The organism is Butyrivibrio sp. VCB2006 (genome assembly GCF_000420945.1).
Lineage (GTDB): Bacteria > Bacillota > Clostridia > Lachnospirales > Lachnospiraceae > Butyrivibrio.
The window spans coordinates 38,667-51,090 of record NZ_ATVX01000016.1; the positions used below are offsets into that span (position 1 = coordinate 38,667).

Below are 12,424 nucleotides of genomic sequence, written 5' to 3' on the forward strand. Positions count from 1 at the left end.
CGTTCCTTCCATAATAATTATATTTATGCCTGCTTGCTTTCAGCATTATCTTCTTTAGTTTCTTCCTTGGCTATAAATACATGAGAAGCCACTACATCTGCTGCATTTTGAGGCATCACCAGCTCTTTCTTTTTGCCGGAAACGAGCATAACTCCCACAGCAATAAGAGCTATAGCAATTACAACACTTGGAATATCATTGATGATCGGATACAGGAAATCCCAGTAATCTCCGGGAATAAAATTGTAAATAATCTCAGTTGCATAGTCCCAGATTATTGCAAGTCCCATAAGAATAAGGATCACGGCTCCTACAGTTCTTACCTTGGATACAGGAATATTCAAAGCCTTATTGGTATCAAACTCTTCCCATACATAAACATCCTGAAAGTTTCTAAAGCTCTCATCATCAAGCTTACATAAATTTCTGGCATGGAAGAATCCGTAGAACCAGGCCAGTGCCACTACAACCATCATGAAATCCAATCCAGTGATTGCCACAAGACCACAAGCCATGAAAAATACAGCCATTATGCTAAAGCCATTTTTCAAAAAGCCCATATACATCTCTGATGCTCCCGGCAGAAAAGAAAAAATGAAATTAAAGAAATTATTTCTCTTAGTAGGTTTCATAATTTAGCCTCCCTAGTATACTTTTTTTGATTGATTCAATATTTGTTTTTATTTTCGAATTACCTGCTTCATATAAAGCTTCGTCTCTGGATTTAACATTTCCTGAAGAGATTACTTCTTCTCTCGGTGCCACGTACGTTTCAGCCAGAACTTCTTCACGATTCGGTGGATTTTCACCGTCTTTGACAAAAGGCACCATCACCATAATAAGTATCGCAGCAGCAATTGATCCAAAGACCTTAAGACAATAGATACTGTAATCAAGAACATTTCTGTTATCGGGTCTGCTGCCTTTAACAGCCTTAAGTTTTCTTAGTTTTTCAATATCTACGATATTTGACATCACGGTATCTTCAAAGTCTTCAGGAGCCTTTATAGGGCCTTCCGCTTCCACACTTGCAATAAGGCTTTCAAGCTCTTTATCTGATAAGTATTCGTAGTCCTTACTCATGCCAGCAGATCCTCCTTTCTTACAGTTTTCCTTAGCATTTCCCTTGCCCTGTAAATTCTTGTTTGTACCGTCTTAAGCGGCAAGCCTTGCTTTTCTGAAATCTCTTTGGCAGTCATACTATTGATGAAGTAGAGCCTTGCAATTTCTCCATAGCCTTCAGGAAGACTTAAGCATTTTTCCTCTACCTCATTAAGTACATCCCTTGAAGCAAACATTTCAGGAGGTCCGTCTCTTAAATCCTCCTGTATTGCCAGTTCCTCATCTAGGGCCGGGCTCGTACGTCTCTCAGCAGCTTTCAGATAATCGATGCATTTGTTACTTGCTATTCTGCAAAGCCATGCCTTTTCTGAAGTGCCATCGAATTCTTCCAGATGTTCATAGGCAGAAATGAAGGTTTCCTGGGCTATATCTTCCGCGGTAAAATAATCACCAGTCATCTTAAGGCATACAGAGAAAACCAGATTCTTGTATGAACTCATCAGCTCTATTAACTTGTCCCTAGAATCAGTTTTCCCCACTTTGTACTTTACCTCTGTCAAAAGATATGGCGCCACCTGGATTTCTTTTGCATGGACAATTATTTCTTGCCCCCTTCATTAGATATAACGAGACAGAAAACAAAAAGTCTTCAAAAATTTTTAAAGAATTAAAATTATTAGATTCCTTCTATATTATTGCATGATTTTGCGCACAAAATGTTTATAAATTCAATATTTACTGATAAAATATATAAGCATGAATTAACAAATATGTGCACATCATAAATACAGGACAGGAAGGAAAACCACTAATCATGCCATACTTAGGAATTGTCGGAAGCATAACCACTATCGAGCTTATTTTTGCAGCAGTACTATTAAAAAGATATCTCCGCACTAAAAGGCCTCTTACACTTTGCGTTCTTCTTATATGCATCGGCCTTTTCATCGACGCTTTCTTTATAACTATTGGCGGTCCGGCCGGCGGTTTACCGGATTATATTGGCACATTTCGTTTTATGGCGCATGGACTTTTGGTTCCAATACTTATCCCTGTTTGCGGATACGGCCTTAAGTGCAAGCCTCTTACAATGAAGATTTTATGGGCCATTACAGCAGTTATCAGTATCTTAGGTCTTTCACACGCTTTTGCAATCCAGCTTGAAACAGTTAATTTTGAAGGAATTATTCGTCATACAATGGGAAGTGCAACTCCTATGTGGGCTATGATAGTCAGTTATCTGTTGTCATTTGGAACCGTTATTCCTCTTATTATTTCAGGTATAGTTATTTGGAAAAAACAGAAGAATCCATTTCTTTTCTTATCTGGCATTCTGATGTTTTTCTTTGCAGGCCTTGGTCCTGCCATTGGTAAGATGGACCTTCTCTTTATTTTTAGCATGTTCGGAGAAGTCCTGATGATTGTCTTCGCTCTTCTTTATATTATTAAGGATGAGAAGTCCTTGTAATTTTCACCAAATTGAAAGCCCAAAGTTTATCTAGTTTTTCGGCCGTGTAAGCGTTTACATGGCCGTTTTTGCTGTGCTATGATTTTCACATGTTTAGCTTGGGGAGGCAAAAACAGCAAACAAAAATGGGAGGACTTAAGGTATGTTACACAAATGGCTAAAAAAGGTTGTTATGGCTATAGCTACAGTTTCTGTCGTTGCTACAGCTACAGCCGCAGCAGCTTCTGCTACTACAATCCAGGCAGAGGCCGCATCTACTATCATCTCTGACGGATGGTATTACATCAAGAACATCAACAGCCAGATGTATCTTGACGTAGCTAATGCTTCAGATTCAGACGGAGCAAATGTTCAGCAGTGGACAGGAAATGGAAATGCCTGTCAGAAATGGTATGTAACAAATTTAGGTAGTAATTACATCACTCTTAAGAGTGGAATGGCCGGTGGTCGTATGCTTGATGTAAATGGGGGCAAGTCAGCAAACGGCACAAATATCCAGATCTGGCCAGCAAACGGTAAAGATTCTCAGATTTTCAAAGTATCCAAGAAAAAAGACGGAATTGTATGTCTTAAGACAAAGTGCAGTTCCAGCAAACAGGCTATTGATGTTAATGGCAGTTCCAAGTCTGCAGGGGGAAACATCATAACCAATAAATCTAACAGTTCATCAACAAGCCAGCAGTTCAAATTTGAATCCTGCTCAAATGATTCCGGATCAGGATCAGGCTCTGGCTCTGGTTCCGGTTCAGGATCAGGTTCTGGCTCTGGCTCAGGTTCATCCAATACACCAAGCGGAAGCACCATCACTGTTAAAAATGGCGGCACATCTCTTTCTTCTGCCATCAGCAGTGCTAAATCAGGCACCACCATCGTAATCGATGGCACAGTTAAGAGCGGTGCAGTAAAGCTTCCAAGCGGTGTTCATATCTCCGGCAAGAACAACGCGACCATCGACTTCTCTTCCACCAGCGGAAGCACAGGAAGAGGTATTACAATTTCAGGAAGCGGCAGCACAATTCAGAACATCACAGTCAAGAACGCTGCTGATAACGGTATCTTTGTAGACGGAAGCAACAACACTTTCAGAAATGTAACCTGCTGTTACAACAAGGACGCCGGTTTCCAGATCAGCAACGGTGGTTCCAATAACAAATTCTACGACTGCTACTCACATCACAATGCAGACCCTAAGGGCGAAAATGCTGATGGATTTGCCTGCAAGCTTCACTCCGGTGAAGGCAACTACTTTGAGGGATGCGTAGCTGAGTATAACAGTGATGATGGTTGGGATCTCTATGCAGCTCACGGCGCAGTTACTTTCAAAAACTGCAAGGCCAACTATAACGGCTACTGTGACGGAATCTATGGTGACGGAAATGGCTTTAAGCTCGGCGGTGTAGATAACAAGACACCGGGTGTTGCAGCTCACATTGATCCTCTTAACCATGTTCTTGAAGGCTGCAGTGCAGTTGGTAACTATGCATCAGGCTTTGATCGCAACAACCAGAGCGGAGTTGTAACCATGAAGAAGTGTACAGCTGACGGCAACAAGAAGTACAACTACAACTGGCCCAAGGAAGGAACTCCTTCTGCTCTTGGCAAAAAAGTAACCTTTGGAACAGCTATCATTCAGGATTGCACATCCAAAAACGGTAAGAACAACTTAAAAGGCGCTACATTAAAGGGAACCTGCGTAGGTTTCTAATATAATTAATTGACTCCTTAGGCAAAGACAAAAACAGGGTGGACAGCAATTACTGTCCACCCTTTATTTATGCCTAAATGTGCTTATTGTAATCCGTAAGTCACCTTCAGTTCTTCGCTGATTTCCTGCCCCTTAAGCATGTCTTTTCCCTTCTGAATAAGCTCATCAACAGTGTACTGCTTAAAATACCCCACCTTGGAAGTGCTATCCACAGTGTGGGTATACACCAGGAAGGAATCCGAATTCTCATGATATCCCAGAGCAGTTAACAGGTATGTGATCATAGTCCAGTTATCCAGATCAACAATATTAAGGATTGGTCCCATTTGAACAAATAACTGGTTTCTGCCCTCATTATACTTGAACTCAGCCGTCTTGTAGCCTGAATTGTAGGTAAGCTCTAATTTACTGATATATTCACCTGTTTCCAAGTTATATCTGTACAGGTATCCGTCTCCGTATACAACCATCAGCTCTTTTACTGCATTTTTTCCCTGAGGGGTATATATGTTCATACCGTAAACGTCAAGCTCAGGGCAAATAATCTTGGTCAGCTCATTACCCTCAAGGTCCATAACCTGAATAGACTGATCATCTGTAACTATTAAGCGATTATTGTTAGCATCAATCTCTACACAGCTTGTCTCTCCCCAGTTTGCTGAATGAACAATATCTGTGGTCTTCTTAGTCTTAAGATCTATGAGCTGGTCTTTGTCTCTTAGAGCGACATACATCACGTCAAGCTGCTGATTATATTCCCACATATCGACCCTATCTGTGTCATATGTGGTATCTCTGCCTGTAGCAAGATCTCTTACCTTGAATCCCATACGGGAATAATTTTCGTTAAATTGGTAATAAAGTTTACCGCCGCAGTAAAATGGATCAAGACTTGTTACAGAATTGTCCTTATCTATGATCTGCGCTTTTAATTCCAAGGTTCTTGCATCAACTTCAAAGAGTCTTAAAACCTGGTCCTTTTTGTAGGTGATTCTGGCTACGCCATCCTCAAAGCCCGCAAGATTATACATGTAATAATCCTCGGCATCTCCCAGCTCTTTTTCTCCAAGGCACTCCTTTGAAGCGGCATCAAAGAAAGCTATCTTGACAACGGTGCCATCGGGAGATCGTCCAATAACTGCCATCAAATCCCCATCAATCAGATAATCATCTGACAGGATAACCTTGAACTCAGAACTATTCGTAAATTCCTTGTAAGCATCATCACGAACTTTGGCCTCGTAAAAAATAATACTGTTACTGTATTCTGTTTTGACAAATGCTCCATGTCCAAACGCAATATCCTCAATATCCCGGACAAAGGTAGATGTCATGGCAATGGTATCATCGTCTATTGAGGAAACAGCTCCCATCTTACCACTGACAGTTACAAAGCTTGGATCCTCGTCGCCCTCTACATAGGCAACACCAACAATAGATTCTCCCACATTATATTCATGCAAGAGCTCGCCAGTATCTTTGTCCCAAATACAAATCATATTTCCTGTACAAAACCATACTGCATTTGACTTAGGAAGATCGTAAAGTCTAGTACCATAGGAAATAGAGTTGTAATCCATTTCTGATGCCCACTTAACTGTATAGTTATGTGCATCGATGCAGTACAACACTTCATGGCACTTGGTTAGAACATCCATGGAATAGTATCCGTAGCTTCCATAACCCTCAGAGGTATCAATAGCTATTATGATGTTGCCATCATCCAAATAAACCACCTTATCCAGGAAGTCATCCTCATCCATCATGCCAAGCTCTACAAGGTCATCATAGGCAGTTGTGCCTGTCTCCATGTCATAAAAGAAAAGAATCGAATTATTATTACTATCGTTTTTGCCCTTAAAAATAATAGTTTTCTCATCAGGTGATAGCACAAAGCCTGAAAAAGATGCGCTTTCGTAATAAGGATCTGCAGGAGTAGAAACGTATTTTCTTATAGTTGAGCCATCCTCAGGATCAAGCTTATATAATCCATTACAGTAGGTGCCGATCAAAACGGAGCCATCCTTCATAACTACCGGCTTTTCAGTGATGTTGTAGAATAATTCATCACCTTCGGCAAGACTTTCTCTTTCCCATTTAATCGTTCCATTCAATACGTCTACGGCCTGCATATATTCGCTGCTGCAGATAAGAAGCACATCCGGTGCAATGTATCCATAGTACTTAACTTCCTTGTCTACAGAACTATACTCATACAAAAGCTCATGGGTCTCACGATTCCACACCTTAAGATTCTTGGATCTGTCCAATGCCGTAAATGAGCAACCGTCCTTGTCAATTTCATAATTATGAACAGTATCCGGCATGGTGTAATTCCAGGTAGCAGTAATATTTCCGCCGGTTTCAACTTTGTAGGCCATGGTGGCATTACTTATAGCACTCACCGCCTCCGGAACTACTGGTCTGTCAGGGTTATCTTCGCTAGGCAAAGCCGCAAGAGCCAGTTGCAAGGCGTCAATTCTCTTATCGTCAGATAGATACTGACTGGAAGCATTAGCCAGATACTTAGACTGACTGATAAGTGACTGTCTGTAATTTTCATTAATCCTTGCATTGCTGTAGAGCATGTATGCGCCAAAGCCCACAGCAAGGGCCATAGCTCCTGAAAAGATCGCAGTAAGTCTTTTCATCTTGTACTGACGCTGTCTGTTCATAAGTTCATTATAGGAACAGCCAATAAGTGTTGCCGCAAGTCTTGGGAGCTCTACACTCTTTGCTTCTCTTCTTGGAAGACGGTAGTCACAGGAAAGGGGCTCAACCGGTGTAAGTACCGTTTCAAGTTCGCCCTTTTCATTGTATTTCTGTTCTTCCCTGTTCTGCAGTATCTGCGGAATAACATCGTGGGGCTCACCATCTACAAGAACTGTAAGTACATTTTCCTGTGGATGGTTTTGTAAAAAGAGCTTTATCTCTCTTTCAACCCATGTTGACAGGTGAGTATTAGTGGAACACAAAACGATCAGATAATCTGAGTTGTAAAGTGCTTCCTCTATAGTATTACTAAGGTCACTGGTGATAGGAAGCTCGTCCTTATCCCTGAATATCCTCTCAATCTTTTTAAAGCCTGTCTTTTTCTGAATTTTCCCCGGGATATGATAGTGCTCAAGATCCCACTCAATTGCAGCCGCTACTTTATTGTCCAGCTCTGCATGTTTGTACGAAATAAATGCATTATAATGTAAACCCATTTTCCCTATAATCCTTCTAATTACCCAATTCCGTAATAATTCTTTAAATCTTCACTCATCTCTGAGCCCTTCAGCATGTCTTTTGCCCTCTGAATCAGTTCATCTACAGTGTACTGGTTAAAGTAGCCGATAAAACTATCCGTAGACTCCTTGTCTCTTGAAAAACATATGAAGGAATCTGTTGCGTCGTGATAGCCAAAGCAGGTTGTCAAATATGTAATCTCGAACCAGTCATCAATATCTACAATATTCAGAATGGCTCCCATATTAACAAACAGGTGTCTCTTTTCCATATCAAAAGAAAACTCTGCATTCTTGTACACTGAGCTGTAGGTAAGCTCACACTGTCCTATATATTCGCCGGTTTCCGCATTATATCTGTAAAGATACCCATCAGAATAAACTACCAAAAGCTCTTTTACCGCATCCTTGGTATCAGGAGTGTAAATGGTCATTCCAAACACATCTACATTAGGAGTAGAGATGCTGTAAAGTTCCTCTGCCGCCATGTTGTAAACCACAACTTCCTGGTTATCGGTGGTAAGTATCTTGTCATTTTCAGCATCAAGAACAACTTTGGTTGTGCCCTGATAATTTGCAGAATGAAGAACTTCAGTAACTTCACCGGTTGTGGCATTAACAATCTGATCATATTTACCGGTCTGATAAATAATCTCTTTTTCCGGGCAATAAATAGTCTGCGGACTTCCACTGCCGTATTCCTGCTCAATACCCCACTGCTTGAGATCATGGCCTTTTTCTATGTCATAAATAACCACAGATTTATGGACATAATCCCCATAGTTAAAGTAAATAAGCTTGCCATCCTTGTAGTCAGGAACTATTCCTGATGATGAGGAAAAATCTTCTTGAAGCACCCTTTCCTCAACCTCGAGGCTATCGATATCAGCAATCAAAAGCTTTAAAGTTCTGTCCTTATCGCAGGTGACATATATTTTCCCATTATCAATTGCAATAAGGTCGTAGTAATACTTGGTGCCCTCTCCAAGTTGAATCCGACCTACATATTTTTTCTCTGAAGCATCAAAGAGATCGATGTAAGTATTCTCATCATCGTCATCCATGTAGGTTAAATAGTCTCCTGACAAGTTGCCATATGAAGCAACAATAGATTTTATTTCAGGAGAATCTGAAAATTTGGTAAAGTTCTCGTCATATACACTTGTAGCATAGAAAACGATCTTATGGCTGGTTCTTGCCCAGGTATACACGCCCTGCCAAACCTTGACCTTCTCGATATTATCCGCAAAATAATCCATGACGCTAATGCTGTCACTGCCTTCTGAATTGTCGGGAGTAGCCATTCCACCCATATTGGTATAAAGAGTTGGATAACCTCTGTCTTTTTTCTGGGTAGCGGCAATAATACTGTCGTTAACGTTATATTCATTACGTAGCTCACCTGTAGCAAGATCCCAGACATTAAACTTATTTCCGGAGAAGAAACCAACTGCCTTTTCTGCGATAATATCTACAAATTTAGAATCATAGCTTATGGCATTCATGGCAAAATCCTGCTGCCATCTTAGAGTCAGGTCCTCATTAAAGCAGTAAATGCTCTTGTGAGAAGTAGATAAAACGTTCATATTAAGGAAGCCGTAGTTACCATAGCCATCATCTACGTCGATAGCCAACATAACAGAGCCGTCTTCCAGAATCCTGAAGGTACGGATATCATCATCTTCCTCCATGTAGCCCTGGGCTACAAGATCCACTTCAGATTCCACGCCGGTCTCCAAATCAATAACCCTGATGATGGTATCGTGATAGCCTTCTGTGGCAGCTCCAAGAATCACCTTCTTTTGATCATCGGAAAGCTCAAAGCCGTAAAAAGAACCGCTTTCACTATATTCGTCACCAGCCTTGGTAGTATATTTCTTAATAATTGATCCATCGTTTACATCCAGCTTATAAAGCCCTTTTGACGAAGTTGACACAAGAACGCTTCCGTCATCCATGACCTGTGGCTCACCTGAAATAGATGTACTCTCGAACCTCTCGTACTCCCATTTAACACTGCCATCATAAACATCCACAGCTCTTAATGTGAAAGAACTCAGCATCAAAAGAGTGTCTTTATCTATGTAGGCTATATTATCAATATCATCCTCCGGATTAGCGTAGGAAAACACTTCTTCGTGGGTGTCAACATCCCAAACCTTTACATTGTGGAGTCTGTCTCTGGCAGCAAGAGTACTTCCATCATAATCTACGATATAATTCTCTATAGTATCAGGCATGGTATAATCCCAGACCGCAGTAATATTGGAACTGGTCTTAGCAACATAGGCAAGGGAAGCTTTACTTACAGCACTTACAGCCTCCGGAATAACTGGTCTATCCGGTTCTTTTTCACTTGGAAGTGCCGCCAGTGCCAGGTGAAGCGCATCAATTCGCTGCTCATTATCAAGAAGTCTGTCGGATTCATTGGACAGGAACTTACTCTGATTGATAAGTGACTGCCTGTAGTTTTCGTTTATACGGGCGTTGCTGTAAAACATGTATGCGCCGAAACCGACAGCCAAAGCCATAGCACCTGAAAAGATTGCAGTAAGTCTTTTCATCTTGTACTGACGCTGTCTGTTCATGAGTTCGTTGTAAGAACAGCCGATAAGTGTTGCTGCAAGTCTTGGAAGTTCTACGCTCTTAGCCTCTCTCCTTGAAAGACGATAGTCACAGGACAAAGGCTCCACAGGCTCAAAGACTGTAACAGACTCTCCCTTATCATTTTGTCTTACCACTTCTCTGTTCTGGAGCATCTCCGGGATAACATCATGGGGCTCTCCATCCACCAGTACTGTGAGAACATTTTCCTGTGGATGATTCTGTAAAAAGAGCTTAATCTCCCTCTCAACCCAGGTAGAAAGATGTGTGTTGGTAGAGCACAAAACTATCAGGTAATCAGAGTTAAAGAGTGCCTCCTCTATGGTACCGCTAAGGTCGCTTGTGATGGGAAGCTCATCCTTATCTCTGAAGATTCGCTCAATCTTCTTGTAACCCGTCTTTTTTTGAATCTTTTTGGGGATATGATAATGCTCAAGATCCCACTCAATCGCAGCAGCAACCTTATTATCAAGTTCTGCATGCTTGTACGAAATAAATGCGTTGTAATGTATTGCCATTTCTTAAATCCTCAAATCTGTAAAGCTAGCTTTAATCAGCCTTATCTTCCTCGTCGTCCTCCTCGCAGTCTCCGTCAAGTTCGCTTTCGATGTACTGTTTCCATAAATTCTCTGTCTCAGTTTCAAAACTGAACATACTCTGCTCAATTCTCTCAAGTTTAAGTGAGAACATCATTGCAGCCTTCTTGCAGTCAATGATTGAAGCACTATCAAGGAAATTGTTAAAGCCTTCAATTTCATTTCTAAGGACTTCTCTCTGATACTGATTGCCTTCTTCATAGAGTCTTGCGGATTTCTCAAGCAGGTACTTGATCTCAGGAATTTCTCTTGGATCCTTTTTAAGCTCATCCATCCTAAGCTTAATATCGATAAGCTTGTCCTGATCAATTCCCTCCTGAGCACCTCTGCTTCTGTGAACCTCGGTGTTATTGGCAGGGCAATAAATATCAATATCAAAAATACCGTTAAGATCATAGGAGAATCTCACGTCCGCATAGACCTCTCCCTTTGGTCTTGGAGGAACGTCAAACTCGATGGTATCCAGTTTCAAATTATTGGATGCCTTGAGCTTTTCTCCCTGATAGATGTTAAACTGGAGCTTTTTCTGCATATTGGTAGCAGTATAGTATCTACCCATCTTACTTGCAGGAAGTATCTGGTTCTTGGGAATAATAACAGACATCTTATCTCCTATTACGTCAATTCCAAGGGAGAATGGACAGATATCCGTCATAACTATGTCTTTTACGTCATCTTTTCTAAGAGCAATTCCTGTGACAATACCCGCTCCGCGGCAGATAGATACATCTCCGTTTGGATCAACTTTAATCTTGCCCGGGAAAAGAGATTCCATATAAGCCCTTACGCTTGGCATCTTGGAAGATCCACCAACCATGATTACACCTGCGATATCCTCAGGAGAAAGACAGGCATCATTCATAAGCCTCTTAAGGACGATGGTAAGTCTTCTAAAGATAGATGCTGATATATCAATGAATCTCTGCTGATCAAGTTCATACTCATATTCCTGACCCTGAGCATTTATCATTGTCTTGGTCTTATCATCGCTTGAAAGCCTTATCTTAATGCTTTCGCCGCAGTTTATAAGAACCGCCTTATTCTTCTTATCAAGCTTCTCCCAGTCGATACCAAATTTGCTGCAGATATCAAGGGCTATTGCTTCGTTAAAGTCTTTTCCGCCAAGAGCGTTATCACCTGAAATATTGCAGATCTCAACCATATTGGCAAAGGCATCAACTACAGTAACATCCAGTGTTCCGCCGCCAAAGTCGAAGACAATGAACTTCTCGTCCTGATCCATATGTTCAAAGTGATAAGAAAGAGCTGCTGCTGACGGCTCATTTATAAGCTGTGTAACCTTAACTCCCGCTCTTACTCCGGCAAGTCTCGTTGCCTCTCTTTGATGGTCATCAAAGTAAGCAGGCACACTAATTACGGCAGAGTCCACTTTTTCTCCCAAAAACTTTTCTGCATCAGCAATAAGCTTTTTCAGAACGATTGCAGAAAGATCAATAGGAGTATAGGAGCCTGCTCTTCCCAGGTCGAACTTCACGTTCCTTCCCATCTGTCTCTTGAATTCACATACTGTCTGGTCCGGATTTGTGATAAGCCTTTCTTTGGCTGTCTTACCCACGATCACCTCTCCATTGTCAAAAGATACAACGGAGGGTGTAAGATATTCCCCAAATTCATTAGGAATAAGAACTATTCCCTCATCTGTCCAGGCACTCACCAAAGAGTTGGTGGTACCCAGATCAATTCCCACTATCATTTTTCTTTACTCTCTCCCAATTACATATATTTTATGCGTACTGTT

8 protein-coding genes are annotated in these 12,424 nt (G+C 41.2%); 2 read left to right on the forward strand and 6 right to left on the reverse strand.

Annotated features, from left to right (window positions below):
• Positions 1–23: 23 nt before the first annotated feature.
• The 3 genes from G613_RS0114005 to G613_RS0114015 are packed head-to-tail and all read right to left on the reverse strand — an operon-like array spanning position 24 to position 1,622.
• Complete coding sequence (locus G613_RS0114005) at positions 24–632, reverse strand: hypothetical protein (protein WP_029233216.1); 609 nt, start codon at positions 630–632, stop codon at positions 24–26.
• Positions 619–1,083 (reverse strand): hypothetical protein, encoded by a 465-nt coding sequence (locus G613_RS0114010; RefSeq protein ID WP_029233217.1) that lies wholly within the window; start codon positions 1,081–1,083, stop codon positions 619–621. Before G613_RS0114010 ends, G613_RS0114005 begins: the two co-directional genes overlap by 14 nt.
• Complete coding sequence (locus G613_RS0114015; RefSeq protein WP_155828097.1) at positions 1,080–1,622, reverse strand: RNA polymerase sigma factor; 543 nt, start codon at positions 1,620–1,622, stop codon at positions 1,080–1,082. The genes G613_RS0114010 and G613_RS0114015 overlap by 4 nt, the downstream gene beginning before the upstream one ends.
• A 254-nt stretch (positions 1,623–1,876) precedes the next feature.
• Here G613_RS0114015 and G613_RS0114020 point away from each other — a divergent pair, with 254 nt between their 5' ends.
• Together G613_RS0114020 and G613_RS0114025 are read left to right on the forward strand one after the other, a co-directional pair.
• The gene (locus G613_RS0114020; RefSeq protein ID WP_029233219.1) at positions 1,877–2,530 is read left to right on the forward strand and encodes a hypothetical protein; all 654 of its coding nucleotides are present in this window, start codon (positions 1,877–1,879) and stop codon (positions 2,528–2,530) included.
• 142 nt (positions 2,531–2,672) lie between these two features.
• The gene (locus G613_RS0114025; RefSeq protein WP_029674964.1) at positions 2,673–4,235 is read left to right on the forward strand and encodes an RICIN domain-containing protein; all 1,563 of its coding nucleotides are present in this window, start codon (positions 2,673–2,675) and stop codon (positions 4,233–4,235) included.
• An 83-nt stretch (positions 4,236–4,318) separates the two neighbouring features.
• Here G613_RS0114025 and G613_RS0114030 read toward each other — a convergent pair whose 3' ends face one another.
• The 3 genes from G613_RS0114030 to G613_RS0114040 are packed head-to-tail and all read right to left on the reverse strand — an operon-like array spanning position 4,319 to position 12,379.
• Complete coding sequence (locus G613_RS0114030) at positions 4,319–7,444, reverse strand: TIR domain-containing protein (protein WP_029233220.1); 3,126 nt, start codon at positions 7,442–7,444, stop codon at positions 4,319–4,321.
• Positions 7,445–7,464: 20 nt separating this feature from the next.
• Positions 7,465–10,587, reverse strand: coding sequence for a toll/interleukin-1 receptor domain-containing protein (locus G613_RS0114035; RefSeq protein WP_029233221.1), 3,123 nt, complete (start codon positions 10,585–10,587; stop codon positions 7,465–7,467).
• A gap of 31 nt (positions 10,588–10,618) precedes the next feature.
• Positions 10,619–12,379: an Hsp70 family protein gene (locus tag G613_RS0114040; protein ID WP_029233222.1), complete on the reverse strand. Its 1,761-nt coding sequence runs from the start codon at positions 12,377–12,379 to the stop codon at positions 10,619–10,621.
• Positions 12,380–12,424: the final 45 nt, after the last annotated feature.